Origin of the sequence: Pontibacter locisalis, assembly GCF_042684605.1 — a bacterium.
GTDB lineage: Bacteria > Bacteroidota > Bacteroidia > Cytophagales > Hymenobacteraceae > Pontibacter > Pontibacter locisalis.
In genome coordinates this window covers 224,825-239,527 of sequence record NZ_JBHULU010000012.1, presented here as the reverse complement: position 1 = coordinate 239,527, position 14,703 = coordinate 224,825, and the positions used below count along the sequence as shown (strand labels likewise).

The following is a 14,703-nucleotide window of genomic DNA, read 5'->3' as shown; positions in this document are numbered from 1 at the left end:
ACCCGAAAAATATTTTCGTAATTTTACCACAGAAATTGATCCTTTAAACCAAACATAAAACTATATGCAAGTTCGCGTAGAGAAAGACACGATGGGCCCAATTGAGGTGCCTGCTGACAAATACTGGGGCGCTCAGACTCAGCGTTCTAAAGAAAACTTTACGATTGGTGGCCAGCAGATGCCGCAGGAGGTAATCGAAGCCTTCGCTATTCTTAAGAAATCTGCTGCGCAGGCTAACGCTGAGCTAGGGGTTTTGGCGCAGGACAAAGCCGAGATCATTTCTACAGTATGCGACGAGATCCTGGAAGGTAAGCTGAACGACCAGTTTCCGTTGGTAGTATGGCAGACAGGTTCGGGCACGCAGTCTAACATGAACGTGAACGAGGTAGTGGCTAACCGTGCACACGTACTGCTGGGCGGCGACCTAATGGATGAGAAAAAGAAGATCCACCCGAACGATGATGTAAACAAGTCGCAGTCTTCTAACGACACCTTCCCGACAGCGATGCACATTGCCGCCTATAAAAAAGTGGTAGAGCACACGCTGCCGTTGGTTAAGAAACTACGTGACACACTGCACAGCAAGTCTGAGGAGTTTATGGATGTGGTGAAGATCGGGCGCACGCACCTGATGGACGCTACGCCGCTTACACTTGGCCAGGAGCTTTCTGGCTATGTGAAGCAGCTGGAGTATGGTATGAAGGCGCTGGAAAACACACTGGACCACCTGAAAGACCTTGCTTTGGGAGGTTCTGCAGTTGGTACAGGCCTTAATACACCAGCAGGTTATGCTGAGCTTGTAGCAGATAAAATCTCTCAGTATGCCGGACATCAGTTCCGTACGGCTCCTAACAAGTTCGAAGCCCTTGCCGCACACGATGCCATGGTTGAGACTTCTGGTGCTTTAAAGCAACTGGCTGTATCGCTGATGAAGATCGCCAACGATATCCGTTTACTGGCTTCTGGCCCACGTTCTGGTATCGCTGAGATCCTGATCCCTGAGAATGAGCCGGGTTCTTCTATCATGCCAGGTAAAGTAAACCCAACGCAGGCAGAAGCTATGACGATGGTTTGCGCACAGGTGATCGGTAACGACGTGGCTATTTCGGTGGGTGGCATGAACGGCCATTTCGAGCTGAACGTGTTTAAGCCGGTGATGATCTACAACCTGCTGATGAGCGCCCAGCTGATCGGTGACGCCTGTGACTCGTTCGACAAGCATTGCGCGGTAGGTATCGAGCCAAACACGGCCCGCATCAAAGAGAACCTGGAGAACTCGCTGATGCTGGTGACAGCCCTGAACCCGCACATCGGTTACGACAACGCAGCCAAAATCGCGAAGAAAGCGCATAAAGAAGGCACAACCCTTCGCCAGGCAGCCATCGCCCTTGACTTGCTAACCAACGAGCAGTACGACGAGTGGGTGAAGCCGGAAGATATGATCGGCAGCTTGAAGAAGTAAGAACTATAGTTTTAGGATAAAGGAAAAGCAGCTCCGGAAGGGGCTGCTTTTCCTTTATTTGTTGTTAATCAATCCAAAAATTTAAAGTTCTTTAGTACTTTTAAAGTAAATAGCCTTTAATGGGAACAAAGCAGAGATACAACTTAAGCAGCCAATTTATAGTTGGTTTGGAGCGTATTGCAAGATCAATAACCAATCCTACAGAAGTTAAAGATTTCTTGTCTTTACATCAGAAGAATTTAACAGCTATTCTATATGCTACTACTTACATTGAGGCTAAAATCAATGAACTAATTGCTGCTTTCGAAATAGACCCAAGTACAGAGCTTCATTCTTCAATCAAAGTAATTATAGATGTACAGAGAAAGATATCTATAATTGAGAAATTTAATCTGTTATGCACGCTTCTAAAAGAGAACTCTTGGGATAGCTCCAAAGAACCTTTTCAGTCCTTTGAAATGATAATTTTTATAAGAAATGAAGTTGTACACTACAAAGGAAAGTATGAAGACGGAGGAAAGTATCCTAAGAAGATAAAAAACTTGCTCCATGAGCTTGATTGTGCAGTAGAAGGAAACAGGCTATGGTTAAATGTTCTTCTTGAATGTGATAGATTACCGTGTTGGATATTAAAAGTTGTGAATGAGATTGATAGTATCATAAACAAGAGAATCTTAAAGCATCTCTAACTGCCGCAAGTTCAGCAACAGCCTAATTTGTTGTTATGCTTTCTAACCAGTTTCTAACCTGCGCTTTCTGCAGCAATACTCCCCCGCTAGTGCGAGCTTGCAGCTCGTACTCTTTTCATCACAAAAATTTAGCACGAGTTGCAAGCTCGCGCCAACAAAACGACTAAAAGTAGTCGTGGCTCGTTTATACAATTACTAGCTGTAGTTTAAGCTACCTTCAAACAGCACATAAAAGAAGTGCTTAAATTCAGTAAATATGATTGATTCAACAAATATTTGTTTGGCTTGTGGGTTGTGTTGCGACGGCACCCTAATTGGCTTTGTACAGGTTAGCCATGAAGAGTTGCCTGCGATAAGAGAATTACTGGATATTGAGGAAGCAAGTAATGATGGGGTTTTTATTCAGCCCTGCAAAAAATATTGTGATGGTTGCACTATTTACTTAGACAGGCCGAAACAATGTGCCAGCTACAATTGTGAACTTCTGGAGTCTGTCCTACGAAAGGAACTGGATTATACTTCGGCTGTCGAAATAGTTGATGTGGCTAAACAGAGAAAGAGCGCTATCGAAGAAAAGTTAGCACTACTACCTATTAAGCTACAGTCCCAATCATTCTACTTTAAAATGGCCGAGTTGAAAAACCTGCATCAGAAAAACAAGCATGCGTTAGCATCAACACAGGACTTCGAAGATCTGATAACAGATATTAAGCAACTTGATGATCTGCTGTCAAAGAAATTTGGTGTCACTGTATTTTAGTAGTAAAAAATTATTGCCTGAATAAAGGTTCCTGTACAAACACTTATACCGATGGCTTTTTAAAAACAACCGTTCCTTTCAAAATCCCTGCTAGTGCGAGCTTATAGCTCGTACTTACCTTTTCATTACAAAAGAAAAGGCACGAGCTACAAGCTCGCGCCAGCAAGAATTATATACTATAAACACACAATTTTCTTTATCGCAAGTTACTGCTGCGCTCAAGCTTGCGGCATGGCAATGTAATTAAACCAACCCCTACTGCTTCCCGACAGGCTTCAGTAAAATCTCATTTACATTAGCGCGAGTTGGTAAGGTAAGCGCGTAAAGTATAGAATCTGCAATGTCTTCCGGTTCTATTTTCGATTCGCCATCGCCCCAATCCATGTCGTTTAGCAGCTCTTTGTCTGTAATAGACTCTCGCAAATCAGTGTCTACGGTGCCGGGCTCCACAGACGTAATGCGGATATTGTAATCTGGAGAAAGCTCCATGCGTAGCCCTTCAGAGAGCGCAATGATAGCAGCTTTGGTAGCCCCGTACACAGCTCCGCCGCGGTACATCACGCGTCCATCTATAGACGCCATGTTCACTATATGCCCGCTTTTGTTTTTTATCATGGTCGGGAGCACCGCATACACAGCTTTCAAAATACCCTTCAGGTTTACGTCTACCATCTTCTCCCATTCTTCCAGGTGGCGGTTCTTCATATAGGAAAGCGGCATCAGTCCGGCGCTGTTCACGAGTATATCAATGGTGCCATACTTGTCGAGAGCGGTCTGAGCCATGGCTTCCACCTGCTCCAGGTCTGTTACATCGGTTTCAGCTATAGTGGCTTCACCGCCTTTGCTTTCTATTTCCTGCTTTACTTTCTTCAGATCGTCTGTGTGGCGGGCGGCCAGCACTACTTTGGCACCTGCTTCGGCTAATGCCAGCGCAGTGGCTCTTCCGATTCCCTGCGATCCTCCGGTTACAATGGCTACTTTGTCTTTCAGCTTCATAGTTTTTTAGTTTCGTAAAGCTTTTTATACTTGCCGCTGGAGATGGAGGTTATGACACAACCGCAAGATCTGCACATTTTATCTGCCTGTGCCTGCTTAACTTTGTTTAATTAATTGAAGGCCATGTTAAATTCTGTTCTAGCATACATCAACAGCCACCTGGACGAGAACATCTCGCTGGAAGAGCTGGCAAAGGTAACCGGCTACTCTCCGTACCACCTGCACCGCAAGCTGAAAGATGAGCTGCAGGAGCCGATCGGCAGCTTTATACTGAAGCAACGGATGCAAACTGCGGCTTACCTGCTATGCCTGACAACGCTTCCTGTCTCCGAAATAGGTTTGCTGGTTGGGTATGAGAACGACAGTGCTTTTAGCAGAGCTTTTAAAAGCACAATGGGCGCCACCCCGAAGGCATTCCGGAAACAGCAGGATGTGCACAGCAAAGACCTGCAGCAGGCGCAGTACGTGTCGCTTAAATGTGAAGTGGTGCACCTGCCAGAGCAGCAGGCTATCGTTTTCCCCTGCATCGGCAACTACTTCTCCAAAGACATCTACAAAGTATGGGATAAGGTAAACAGCTTTATCCAGAGCGAAGGTTTAACGCCAGATGATTTCACTTATGTAGGGGTGCTACACGATTGCCAGAATGTAAACCTGTCGAGTGCCTGCCGTTATGATGCTGCCATCGTTTGTAAGAAAGACACGAAACTGAACGTCAACAAGCATTTTATCACGACACTCCCCGGCGGAAAGTTTGCCAGGTATAAGTTCTGTTGCCCAGTTTCCGAATATTCCAACATCGGTGTAATCGTTAACAGCCACTTGTTACACGAGGCGCAACTAGAGCATACCCATGGCATTTCCTATTTCCAGTTCCAGACGCTGCCCACCTTAGACACGGCTGATAATTTATTTATAGAGTGGTTTATCCCGGTTAACTAAACAAAATAAAACTATGAAAAAGAGAATTGTAAGCTGCCTGAGCACCCTCGGGCTGGCAGGGCTTGTCTTTGCCTTCGGTGACCTGTTAATTCCGCAGGAAAACGTATTGTTTGAGGCGGCACAGCGCCCGCAGGCATTTGCTGAACTTGTTACATCTTCCAACTATTCTATCTGGGCAGCCAGAGGGCTGGTGGGTGTGTTGATGGAGATGATAGGTACGGTAGGTTTATACCTGTACCTGCAAAAAACAAAAGCAGAACGCCTGGCTTTTTATGGACTGCTGTTCACCCTAACGCATCACATTTTAGGATTAGGCGTTTTTGCCCTGGTTATTTTCCTGTTCCCGGCTGTAGGGGAAATGATACTGGCAGGAAATACAGAAGCAGTACGTTTCGCAACTATGGACGGCGCATTAGCCGCATTTATGGGAGCTTCTCTATTTACTACCTTAGCCGGCCTAGCATTAATGGCTGTGGCTGTCTGGAGAAGTGGCGTGTTGCCTAAATGGTCGGGGTGGCTGGCCTTTCTTGGGTTTGCCCTTATACCGCTGCCAGGGGTGCTGTTACAGTTCTTTACCAATTTACTATGGGGAGCAGCCTATTTCTGGATGGCCTATTCAGTTTACAGAAACTATAGCCAAGAGGAGGAGCCGGAAGAGAGATTAGCGGGTAAGTTGGTTACCAGCAATGGTTGATAGCTCAGAAGGAAATTAGTGGAAAAAGCAGCTTCAGCAGGAGCTGCTTTTTTTGTAACTTGACTACAGTTATCGCAAAGCATAAAGTTACAGTATGGAAGAGCAGCCGCTGGTAAATAAATCTTACTTACTCGAGAAATTTCCCGGCAAAGGTGGCTGGACTTATGCTGCTATTCCCGAGATTTCACCCGACAAGCATGCACACTTTGGTTGGGTAAGGGTGAAGGGAAGTATAGATGGCTATGAGCTAAAAGGCTACCACCTGATGCCAATGGGGAATGGACAACTGTTTTTACCGGTAAGGGCAGAGATCCGAAAGAAGATAAAGAAGCAGGCCGGCGATTGGGTGCAGGTTATACTTTACGCTGATAACACCCCGCAGGAGGTACCGGAAGAGTTGCTCCTGTGCCTGCAGGACGAACCCGCTGCATACAAAAACTTCCAGAGCTGCACCGACGGCGAACAGAAAGCCTTTGTAGATTGGATTTACTCCGCCAAAACCGATGAGACCAAAGTAGAGCGGATCGTTCAAAGTATAAACAAGCTCCTCAGTAATCAGAAACTGCACGAAAAGTAATAACCACTAATCTCAAACCATCAGGTAATACAGGCAGTATGTACATAAAGCTTTTAGCAAAAAAACAGCTGGAGGCAAACACATCCAAAACCACTACTGCTATGGACAAACTAAAAGGAAAGGTAGCCTTAATTACAGGCTCAGACTCAGGAATAGGACAGGCTACTGCCATTGAATTTGCAAAGGAAGGCGCAGATGTTATTGTCTGCTACCACTCTGATAAGGATGGGGCAGAAGAGACGCGAAAGCAGGTAGAAAAGCAGAACAGAAAAAGCATCGTACTGCAGGTAGATATCAGTGAGGAGCAAAGCGTGGAAAAGCTGTTTGAGCAGGCGCTGAAGAAATTTGGCACTATAGACATATTAGTAAATAACGCTGCTGTAAACGGTTCAGGAATAAAGGTGGCCGACATGGACACAGAAGTTTTTGACAGAACAATTCGCACAAATCTCTATGGTACCTTCTTTTGCTCACGTGCTTTTATCCGGCATCGCCAGAAAGAAGGCGGCAAAGGCAAGATCATCAATGTCTCCTCTGTACACGAAGAGATTGTTTCGGCTGGCACAGCAGATTATTGCGCCTCGAAGGCAGGTGTTCGGAATTTAGCCCGTACTCTTGCACTGGAACTGGCCGAAGATGACATCACAGTTAATAACGTTGCTCCCGGAATGATTCTCACCCCCATGAATCAGGAGGCTGTGGACGACAAGAAAGCTCGTGAGAAGAGTGAGCAGCACATACCAATGAAAAGAGCAGGCAAACCAGAGGAAATAGCAAAGGTTGCCCTCTTCTTAGCCTCGTCAGATGCTGATTATGTTACAGGGTCTACTTATTTCATGGATGGCGGACTTTCACAGAATGTAGGGCAGGGGGCATAAGACAGGAGCAGAACCCTAGAATATGTACCTGTTATTCGCCTTTGTCTGCGTAGCTTTGCCATACTCAATTAGTAGCATTTGAATGAGGGCATCTTACTATTCCAACTCAAAGTCGGCCAGAGTTACGCAGCACTAATTCCTGGCTTTTAACCTCTATGCCTCAAAAAAAGAAAATACATCCCAAAGAAAAAGCTGGTTTACATCTCCGAAACAGGCACCGTGACCGTTATGATTTTAAACAGCTTATAAAGAGTTGCCCGGAGCTAAGACCTTTTGTAAAGCTGAATGCTTACAGTAATGAGTCCATCGATTTCTTTGATCCGCAGGCAGTAAAAATGCTTAATAAAGCGTTGCTTGTACATTTTTATGGAATAAAGGGTTGGGATATCCCTCAGAACTACCTAACCCCGCCTATTCCCGGACGGGCAGATTATATACATCATGCAGCAGATCTGCTGGGAGCTGCTAATCAGGGTAGAATTCCGAAAGGTCAGAAAGTAAAGTGCCTTGATGTTGGTGTGGGTGCAAGCTGCGTTTATCCAATCATCGGAAACAAAGAATACGGTTGGTCATTCATAGGCGCCGACATAGACCCTGTTTCCATTGAGTCAGCTAAAAAGATTGTCGAATCTAATCCTACTTTAAAAGGCAGCGTGGAACTACGACTACAAAAGAATCCCAGAGACATTTTCCAGGGAATCATAAAAGAGGATGAACGAATTGACCTTACCCTTTGTAACCCTCCATTCCATGCCTCTTTAGCAGAAGCTCAAGCCGGAACCCTTCGAAAACTGAGTAACTTACAGCAAAAGAAAATTACTAAACCTACTTTGAATTTTGGTGGTCAGAATGCGGAATTGTGGTGCGAGGGAGGTGAGCAAAGGTTTGTGAAAGACATGGTTTATCAGAGCAAACAATTCTCCACATCCTGTTTTTGGTTTACTACTCTGCTTTCGAAGCAAGCCAATTTAAAACCTGTACTTCAGGCTCTGAAAGATGTTAAAGCTTTTGAGGTTAAAACTATTGCCATGAGCCAGGGGAATAAAGTAAGCCGTATCGTCGCCTGGACGTTCCTTACCCAGGAGCAGCAAAAGAAGTGGGTAGAGGCAAAATGGAATAAGAGGTCATAATCAGCACCAAAACCCTTTTGCCTTTTTCTCTGTTCTTAAAACTAAACGTATACTGAGCAAAAACAGAGTACTATGAAAGTAGCAAAAGACCCATCCGAATATAATAAACTAACACCAGAGGAAGCCCGCATAATAGTAGACAAGGGTACAGAATATCCTGGAACGGGGGAGTATGAGCATAACAAGGCAGAAGGTGTTTACCTGTGCAAGCGCTGCAATAACCCTCTTTATACTTCAGAATATAAATTTGAATCCCATTGCGGCTGGCCAAGCTTTGATGATGAAATAACCGGAGCCGTAAAACGCGTTCCAGATGCTGATGGCCGCCGCACTGAGATTGTCTGCGCTAACTGCGGTGCGCACCTGGGTCACGTGTTTGAGGGCGAATACCTTACGCCAAAGAACATTCGCCACTGCGTAAATTCACTATCCATGAAATTTGTGCCGGTAGAAGACCTGGAGAAGGACCTATAAGTTAAGCTTACATTCCTTCAACCTACAGCATCAGATAACCTGGTTCGAAATCAAAATATTGATTCAAGGCAACGACAGGATGAGCATGGTGTTTACACTTGCTCATCCTGTGGAGCTGTTTTATTTGAGGCCAGTAGAAAGTTTGACGTTGGCTCCGGCTTCCCAAGCTTCTGGGACCAGGCAGGAGAGAGCGTAAAACATAAATCACTCGACACCTATGGCCGCCATCGGGTTCAATTGCTTTGTAACAGGTGTGGCCAACATCTCGGGCACCTGTTTCAGGATTCCAGAACACCAACAAATGTACGCTATTGCATCAATGCAGCCTCTATAAAGCTGGACCCCGATTATTTCAGAGAATAACGAAGCAGTTACTCTTTTCTGAGGTGATAAAGCCTGCTAAAGAAGGAGGGAGCAAGCGAGTTCAGACTCATATTTGCTTCATAATCATGGCCTGCAAAAAAATCCGCCTTATTAAAACTAACTTCAGTTCTTATTTTTTCTTAGATGCCTTATTGCCAAGTACCTAAAACAATGGCGAAAGCTGCTACAAAAATCGTAGCAGTACCAATACCTGCCCCAGCAGCAGCTTTCCCGATTTTCTTTCTCCGCGCCTGCTCTTCATATCCCTTAATATAATGAGGGTCTGAAAGGTAACGAACATCAGAAACCATGTGATTATGTGCTTTTGGTCGGGTAAAACCTATAATTGCAGATCCTGCCAAACCATATGGAAAGACTAAAGCACATGCTGCCGAGCCCCACATTGCTCCATTCCCTTTGTAATACCTGATGGCATCCTCTCTGCCCAGTAAATACATATCTGCAGTGTTAGTGGCTTCTGCTGAGGTTAACTGGTTTTCCGGGAGGTTTTGAGTGAAAACCTCCTTTGTTCCATTCGCAAATCTCACCATGAACACATCTGCTTTGGCAATCCGGTGCATTATACCTTGCACAGAATCGGGATGCTGGAACACGATATCCTGAAGTGTAATCTCCTTCACGCGGGCAACAAGCTCTTCACCGGTGAGCTTAATAATTACATCCTGTGCAAACGCATTCTGCAGCAATAGCACAAGTAGAGCTAGCAATAAATATTTTTTCATGGAACATAAAATTATAGATGTGAGAAAACCAGTTCCTAGTATTTACGGGAGTTAAAGCCAAACAACACGCTGAACCGGGCTCCATCTTTAGAAGGTGCCACCGCAAAATTCACAGGAAAATTAACCCCCTGGCTCTGGAAGTTTGTACCCACTGCCAGAACAACTCCAGCTCCGGCCAACGATACATTAGGCCCCACACCAAATTCAAATCCTTTGGCCCCTCTTATACCAATCAGTGCACTCAGACTTGGAAGGAACTTGCCCTGCTCCAAACCACCAATTAGAGGCACAAACTCAAAAAGGCCTGACACTCCATTTTCAAGTGTAAACACACGCGTTTCAAACTGCCATCCAAACTGGGTCATAAAAGCGTTGACATCAGTATCAAACTCGTCTCTTATGTTGTCACTGTACTTTTGACTAAGAATAGTAAAGCCAATGCGTGGTCCGGATAATTTCAGGCTCGCCTGCTCATAAGCAGCGCCCCCCTGTCTTTCTGTATATTGCGGAACAGCAGCAGGTTTAACTGCCTCTTTAAAAAGCTCTTTTGTGCCGTTCTCATACTTGATCATGAAAACATCTGATTTTGCTATAGAGATAACAGGCCCTTCCAGGTTATCAAAACGCTTGTATTTAACTTCTTCAAGAGTTATTTCCTGAACCTTTACCTGCACTTCTTCGCCGTTACGTTTGATCAATAGATCCTGGGCCTGTCCTGCAAAGGCTGCCAAAAAGAACAAAAATGATAGAACTAGTTTTTTCATTGTAGTAATTGGTTAGAGGTTACTGTTGCATTTTTTGAAGTAAAAGTAAACCAGAAGCTATGGCCCTGAAAGCAAACTTTTATAATTTAGGGACTTTACAAACCTCTTTGTTTAACACACATGTGCCTGACTACAAATTATTTGCATAATTATTATTAGACTTTTTAAAACATTCCATACCTTAATTGAAAGTATAAAAAACTGTAAAAATTGAGAGGTGAATAATGGATGATCTGAAACAAACACTCGATACGTTTTCAGAGGATGATAAACGTGAATTGGCTGTATTCATAAAGCGGCAAAAAAAGAAGAAACAACGGAAAGATTTGGAGCTATTCCAGTTGTTACAACATTCTCAGATGTACACATCAGATCAGCTTATCAGTCGGCTGTACCCCAATGCTCCTAACCCTGTAGCTTACTATGCGCTTCGTAAGCGCCTTCTGCGCCACCTTACAGATTTTATTCTGCTCAAACGATTGCAGGAAGATATAACGGCGGCTTCTTCCATAATGGGAATGCTTTCCCTGGCAAGTTACCTCTTTGATGCACGGGTAGATAAATTGGCCTGGACTCACCTACGAAAGGCAGAGAAGTTAGCTTTGGCTAATGAGCAATACGATCTACTGAATGCGGTTTATAACCTTCAGATAGAGAAAGCCGACAGTGAGTTCGCTGACTCTTTAGACCTCATCATTGAAAAGCGAAATGAGAACAAAAAGATAGCTGATGAAGATGAAAGAGCAAATATTGCGAACAGCATTATTAATCAGCGGCTACACGCTGTGCGCCGGCAGGGCAGCGACTTAAACTTCGATAAAATCATTCAGGATGTTCTTCGTTCTTATGATCTGTCTGAAGCAGTAAGTAAACGGCCTTCCCTGCTATACAAACTGATGTCTATTACCCGCAGTGCCATACTTGCACGCAAAGATTTCCTTTCATTTGAGCCTTACATCATCAACCAATACCATGAAGCAGAACAGCGTTACGGTTTCAGAAAAGCACATCAGAATTACAAGCTTAGTTTGCTGTACATGATCGCACACGTACTCTACCGCAATAAGAAGTTCAGTAAATCCATGCATTACCTCGGCTTGCTCAAACAAGGTATAGACGGTGAAGGTAAGAGCCACAACATAATCTTTTACCCTCGCTATACCTTTCTGATGGTAGCCAACCTAGTATTCCTGCGCCGGAACGAAGAAGCCATTGAGCTAATGGAGAACCTGCTTTATAAAAGTAAGTTAACATTAAGCACCAAAGACCAGTTAACAGCCCAAATGGGCCTTAGCTTTAACTACTTTGTACAGGGTGCTTATGTAAAGGCGAACCGGGTACTCTTAAATATAAAACGATCGGATAAATGGTGCGAAGGGAAGATGGGTAGGGAATGGGTGCTAAAGAAAAACCTAGGCGAACTTATCCTGCAGTATGAACTGGGGAATGAAGACCTGGTTCTGAATAAAATCCGCTCTTTTGAGCGCACTTTCGGAAGTTTGCTAAAAGAGCCGGGTTATCAAAATGTAAAGCGCTACCTGCAGCTAATTAAGTACATGCTTGATCAGCCGGAGGCTATTGAAACATCAGGATTTATGCAACACGTAGAAGGAACCCTCGAGTTTACGACATTTGAGGGTACCGACATACAGGAAATGAGCTTCTATGCTTGGCTGAAGGCTAAAATGCTGCGCCGCCCTTACTATACTGTCTTATTGGAACTGGCTAACAGTGCCTGGGAGAACAGCCTGAAAAATGAATAAAATTTTAAGCAACTTGCATTCTCTGATCATAGACTTCGCAAACCTTGAGAACATACTTTAAGAAACGCTACAATAGCTTCCTATTTGCTTTAAAAGGCATTAACGCTGCTGTTAGATCAGAGCCGCACATGCGGCTGCATGTTTTATCAGCACTTGTAGTAGTTGTTGCCGGCTTTGCTTTTGGCGTTACAAAGGTGGAATGGTGCCTCTTAGCAGGTAGTATCGGATTAGTTATCACAGCAGAAATCTTCAACACCTCCTTAGAGGCCCTCACCAATCTGGTATCCCCGGAGTTTAATCCGCTAGCTGGAAAAGTGAAGGATCTGGCTGCCGGTGCCGTACTAATTGCAGCCGTAACAGCTGCAGTGGTTGGCACTATTGTTTTTCTGCCATACCTGCTGCTCTTTGTCGATCTATACTTTCAATAGGTAACTTCCACAGCTAAAGTAGCTGAGCCTTATTATTACAATCTGTGCAGCTTCCTGCAATTCATCCAAAAATACTTACCTTTGCGCCTCGCTTTTAAAAGTAATTGAATGGGTAAAGCAAAGCTATTGGTCTGGCCTGTTTGCATATGGATCATATACGCTGTAAGTGCGTGCAAGCCGGGGATATTGCCGCAACTACCAGAAGCAGCCACAGCAAGTGATCAGTCTGCCCCATGGCTTAAAAAGCTGATCCTGGAGCTGGAGGAGCAAAAGCCTGCTAATCCACCGGCTAAAATTCACCGTTATACTTACAAAGGTCAGGAGGTGTACTACCTGACAGGCCGATGCTGTGATGTTCCATCCAAACTTTATGACAAGCATGGCAACATCTTATGCGAGCCGGACGGTGGTATAACTGGCAGGGGAGATGGCCGCTGTCCCGATTTCTTTGAAAAGCGCCAAAATGAGACTTTAATTTGGGAAGATAAACGAGAACGCTAATTAAAATGACTGGAAACGACGTATTAAAAAATCTGTCACAATACAATATCTGGGCTAATCAAACTATGCTGGATGTGTTCAGCAACTTGCCTGAGGTACCTGCAAATGCTTTACGCCTGCAGAGCCATGCCCTTAACGCTCAGGCAATATGGATTGCCCGTATAACTGGTACAGAAAGTTCGGTAAAAGTGTGGCAGGAGCATTCCCTAGAAGAGCTAAAGAAGCTACATCAGTATGCTTCTTATAAGATTGCCGAATTAGTGGATAAATCAGATGAGAAAGAATTTAACCGCCTTATTAATTATACAAACAGCCAGGGCAACAAGTACAGCACCCGCGTATTGGACATCCTAACGCATGCTTTTAACCACGCTACCTATCACCGTGCTCAGGTTGCAACAGATTTGCGCAAAAACGGACATACACCGCCTAACACTGATTACGTAACGTACGTGCGTGAGCTAATGGGCCAGGTATACTAACTCTGTAGCACTATTAACACAAAAGGCTACCTTGTTCAGGTAGCCTTTTGTGTTAATAGTGTGTTTTAATCTAAAGCAGGTTCTGCTACTCAGGCAGTTCTACAATACCAAGATCTTTGATCTGGTTCTGCGATACGCTTACGTTCTCTACAGTTTTGTTATGAGCATCATTTTCTGTGTAGAACTTAACTGTATAAGTACCTGCCGGTACGCCTTTGATAAGGAAATCGCCGCTCTCATTCGCGAAACCACCAATAGTGTCGTTTGCGGCAGAGATTACGTAAATACCCGGCTTATACTCAGCTGGTGTTACTTTACCTCTGATTCCACCAGCAACTGCCTGGGTAATAGTGCGGATAACCGGCTTCAGGTTATACTGTCCATTGCCTCTTGGCACTACAGACTTGGCTGCATCGAAATCCAGTAGCAATACATACGTAACGTCACTTTCAAGATCGGCATTGATACTTAACTTAACACCAGACTGCTGTCCGCTAGGAGTTTTAAGTGGAGTTATAGTTCCGTCTTTCAGTTTCAGGGAGTTCTCGTTTCCAAGAATAAGTCTGATCTGTGAGATCTTACCAGCCGGAAGAGTAGAGCTAGCTAACAAAGTATCCTTACCATTGGCAAAGTCAAGCAGGTTGTATACACCGGGATTAATTTCATCCAACGTGATCCATCCAGCATCATCACCGTCAGCTTCTTTGTGCACCTGCACTGACTGTATATCAATATTTACTTCTTCATAATCACCAGGCGCGTCCGTCATGCGAACTTGCATTTTAGCAGTACCAGTGTTGTCGTTTTCATTGTCGCAGGCACTGAACCAAACAAGGCAGCTCAGTAATAGCGGTAGAATGTGTTTTCTTTTCATAATAATTGAATGTTAAAGTTATCTGTCAAATATCTGACAGTAAAATGAAGACAAGATGAAGAAATGGAAAAAGCTAAAATCTAATTTTAAAATGCATCTTCACCTGCCTTCTCACTTGGAGGCCATCCAGATGGAGGAACGGAAATAATTGCACGAAATTACGTTTACCCCATAAATAAAGAT

18 protein-coding genes are annotated in these 14,703 nt (G+C 44.3%); 14 read left to right on the top strand and 4 right to left on the bottom strand.

The genetic code is table 11. The features are described from left to right. Positions 1–64 precede the first annotated feature (64 nt). The 3 genes from fumC to ACFSRY_RS09110 all read left to right on the top strand — a co-directional run bounded on the left by fumC (position 65) and on the right by ACFSRY_RS09110 (position 2,911). Positions 65–1,462, top strand: a complete 1,398-nt coding sequence (gene fumC / locus ACFSRY_RS09120; protein WP_377505761.1) for a class II fumarate hydratase — start codon at positions 65–67, stop codon at positions 1,460–1,462. Positions 1,463–1,581: 119 nt separating this feature from the next. Continuing rightward, positions 1,582–2,151: a hypothetical protein gene (locus ACFSRY_RS09115; protein WP_377505758.1), complete on the top strand. Its 570-nt coding sequence runs from the start codon at positions 1,582–1,584 to the stop codon at positions 2,149–2,151. Between the two features lie 256 nt (positions 2,152–2,407). Continuing rightward, positions 2,408–2,911 (top strand): YkgJ family cysteine cluster protein, encoded by a 504-nt coding sequence (locus tag ACFSRY_RS09110; protein ID WP_377505755.1) that lies wholly within the window; start codon positions 2,408–2,410, stop codon positions 2,909–2,911. Positions 2,912–3,166: 255 nt separating this feature from the next. Here the strand turns inward: ACFSRY_RS09110 and ACFSRY_RS09105 are convergent, their stop codons facing one another. Further along, positions 3,167–3,907, bottom strand: a complete 741-nt coding sequence (locus ACFSRY_RS09105; protein WP_377505752.1) for an SDR family oxidoreductase — start codon at positions 3,905–3,907, stop codon at positions 3,167–3,169. A 123-nt stretch (positions 3,908–4,030) separates the two neighbouring features. Between ACFSRY_RS09105 and ACFSRY_RS09100 the strand changes: the two genes are divergently transcribed. The 7 genes from ACFSRY_RS09100 (at position 4,031) to ACFSRY_RS09070 (ending at position 8,965) form a co-directional block, all read left to right on the top strand. Continuing rightward, positions 4,031–4,849, top strand: a complete 819-nt coding sequence (locus tag ACFSRY_RS09100) for an AraC family transcriptional regulator (protein WP_377505749.1) — start codon at positions 4,031–4,033, stop codon at positions 4,847–4,849. A 13-nt stretch (positions 4,850–4,862) separates the two neighbouring features. Beyond that, the gene (locus ACFSRY_RS09095) at positions 4,863–5,543 is read left to right on the top strand and encodes a hypothetical protein (protein ID WP_377505746.1); all 681 of its coding nucleotides are present in this window, start codon (positions 4,863–4,865) and stop codon (positions 5,541–5,543) included. 94 nt (positions 5,544–5,637) lie between these two features. After that, positions 5,638–6,120, top strand: a complete 483-nt coding sequence (locus tag ACFSRY_RS09090) for a DUF1905 domain-containing protein (RefSeq protein ID WP_377505743.1) — start codon at positions 5,638–5,640, stop codon at positions 6,118–6,120. Positions 6,121–6,221: 101 nt separating this feature from the next. Next, on the top strand, positions 6,222–6,998 hold the full coding sequence (locus ACFSRY_RS09085; RefSeq protein WP_377505740.1) for an SDR family NAD(P)-dependent oxidoreductase: 777 nt from the start codon (positions 6,222–6,224) through the stop codon (positions 6,996–6,998). Positions 6,999–7,153: 155 nt separating this feature from the next. Next, the gene (gene rlmF / locus ACFSRY_RS09080) at positions 7,154–8,128 is read left to right on the top strand and encodes a 23S rRNA (adenine(1618)-N(6))-methyltransferase RlmF (RefSeq protein ID WP_377505737.1); all 975 of its coding nucleotides are present in this window, start codon (positions 7,154–7,156) and stop codon (positions 8,126–8,128) included. A 72-nt stretch (positions 8,129–8,200) separates the two neighbouring features. Further along, a complete protein-coding gene (locus ACFSRY_RS09075) occupies positions 8,201–8,602 on the top strand; it encodes a methionine-R-sulfoxide reductase (protein WP_377505734.1) in 402 nt (133 codons plus the stop codon). A 39-nt stretch (positions 8,603–8,641) separates the two neighbouring features. After that, the gene (locus tag ACFSRY_RS09070) at positions 8,642–8,965 is read left to right on the top strand and encodes a peptide-methionine (R)-S-oxide reductase (protein ID WP_377506199.1); all 324 of its coding nucleotides are present in this window, start codon (positions 8,642–8,644) and stop codon (positions 8,963–8,965) included. A gap of 149 nt (positions 8,966–9,114) precedes the next feature. Here ACFSRY_RS09070 and ACFSRY_RS09065 read toward each other — a convergent pair whose 3' ends face one another. Further along, positions 9,115–9,708: a hypothetical protein gene (locus tag ACFSRY_RS09065; protein WP_377505731.1), complete on the bottom strand. Its 594-nt coding sequence runs from the start codon at positions 9,706–9,708 to the stop codon at positions 9,115–9,117. Positions 9,709–9,743: 35 nt separating this feature from the next. Then, positions 9,744–10,472 carry a hypothetical protein gene (locus ACFSRY_RS09060; RefSeq protein WP_377505728.1) on the bottom strand — a complete coding sequence of 243 codons (729 nt, stop codon included), beginning with the start codon at positions 10,470–10,472 and terminating at the stop codon, positions 9,744–9,746. A gap of 224 nt (positions 10,473–10,696) precedes the next feature. On the opposite strand from ACFSRY_RS09060, the gene ACFSRY_RS09055 reads away from it, so the two are divergent. The 4 genes from ACFSRY_RS09055 (at position 10,697) to ACFSRY_RS09040 (ending at position 13,646) form a co-directional block, all read left to right on the top strand. Further along, positions 10,697–12,235 carry a hypothetical protein gene (locus tag ACFSRY_RS09055; protein WP_377505725.1) on the top strand — a complete coding sequence of 513 codons (1,539 nt, stop codon included), beginning with the start codon at positions 10,697–10,699 and terminating at the stop codon, positions 12,233–12,235. Positions 12,236–12,279: 44 nt separating this feature from the next. Then, complete coding sequence (locus ACFSRY_RS09050) at positions 12,280–12,663, top strand: diacylglycerol kinase (protein WP_377505721.1); 384 nt, start codon at positions 12,280–12,282, stop codon at positions 12,661–12,663. Positions 12,664–12,771: 108 nt separating this feature from the next. Next, positions 12,772–13,164, top strand: coding sequence for a DUF6970 domain-containing protein (locus tag ACFSRY_RS09045; RefSeq protein WP_377505718.1), 393 nt, complete (start codon positions 12,772–12,774; stop codon positions 13,162–13,164). A 5-nt stretch (positions 13,165–13,169) separates the two neighbouring features. Then, a complete protein-coding gene (locus ACFSRY_RS09040; protein ID WP_377505715.1) occupies positions 13,170–13,646 on the top strand; it encodes a DinB family protein in 477 nt (158 codons plus the stop codon). A gap of 85 nt (positions 13,647–13,731) precedes the next feature. Here the strand turns inward: ACFSRY_RS09040 and ACFSRY_RS09035 are convergent, their stop codons facing one another. Next, complete coding sequence (locus tag ACFSRY_RS09035; RefSeq protein WP_377505712.1) at positions 13,732–14,520, bottom strand: DUF4382 domain-containing protein; 789 nt, start codon at positions 14,518–14,520, stop codon at positions 13,732–13,734. Positions 14,521–14,703: the final 183 nt, after the last annotated feature.

What these genes read in the sequence shown, in the direction of transcription:
- fumC (WP_377505761.1), top strand. Translation starts at nt 65, where the DNA reads ATGCAAGTTCGCGTAGAGAAAGACACGATGGGCCCAATTGAGGTGCCT.
- ACFSRY_RS09115 (WP_377505758.1), top strand. Translation starts at nt 1,582, where the DNA reads ATGGGAACAAAGCAGAGATACAACTTAAGCAGCCAATTTATAGTTGGT.
- ACFSRY_RS09110 (WP_377505755.1), top strand. Translation starts at nt 2,408, where the DNA reads ATGATTGATTCAACAAATATTTGTTTGGCTTGTGGGTTGTGTTGCGAC.
- ACFSRY_RS09105 (WP_377505752.1), bottom strand. Translation starts at nt 3,907, where the DNA reads ATGAAGCTGAAAGACAAAGTAGCCATTGTAACCGGAGGATCGCAGGGA.
- ACFSRY_RS09100 (WP_377505749.1), top strand. Translation starts at nt 4,031, where the DNA reads ATGTTAAATTCTGTTCTAGCATACATCAACAGCCACCTGGACGAGAAC.
- ACFSRY_RS09095 (WP_377505746.1), top strand. Translation starts at nt 4,863, where the DNA reads ATGAAAAAGAGAATTGTAAGCTGCCTGAGCACCCTCGGGCTGGCAGGG.
- ACFSRY_RS09090 (WP_377505743.1), top strand. Translation starts at nt 5,638, where the DNA reads ATGGAAGAGCAGCCGCTGGTAAATAAATCTTACTTACTCGAGAAATTT.
- ACFSRY_RS09085 (WP_377505740.1), top strand. Translation starts at nt 6,222, where the DNA reads ATGGACAAACTAAAAGGAAAGGTAGCCTTAATTACAGGCTCAGACTCA.
- rlmF (WP_377505737.1), top strand. Translation starts at nt 7,154, where the DNA reads ATGCCTCAAAAAAAGAAAATACATCCCAAAGAAAAAGCTGGTTTACAT.
- ACFSRY_RS09075 (WP_377505734.1), top strand. Translation starts at nt 8,201, where the DNA reads ATGAAAGTAGCAAAAGACCCATCCGAATATAATAAACTAACACCAGAG.
- ACFSRY_RS09065 (WP_377505731.1), bottom strand. Translation starts at nt 9,708, where the DNA reads ATGAAAAAATATTTATTGCTAGCTCTACTTGTGCTATTGCTGCAGAAT.
- ACFSRY_RS09060 (WP_377505728.1), bottom strand. Translation starts at nt 10,472, where the DNA reads ATGAAAAAACTAGTTCTATCATTTTTGTTCTTTTTGGCAGCCTTTGCA.
- ACFSRY_RS09055 (WP_377505725.1), top strand. Translation starts at nt 10,697, where the DNA reads ATGGATGATCTGAAACAAACACTCGATACGTTTTCAGAGGATGATAAA.
- ACFSRY_RS09045 (WP_377505718.1), top strand. Translation starts at nt 12,772, where the DNA reads ATGGGTAAAGCAAAGCTATTGGTCTGGCCTGTTTGCATATGGATCATA.
- ACFSRY_RS09040 (WP_377505715.1), top strand. Translation starts at nt 13,170, where the DNA reads ATGACTGGAAACGACGTATTAAAAAATCTGTCACAATACAATATCTGG.
- ACFSRY_RS09035 (WP_377505712.1), bottom strand. Translation starts at nt 14,520, where the DNA reads ATGAAAAGAAAACACATTCTACCGCTATTACTGAGCTGCCTTGTTTGG.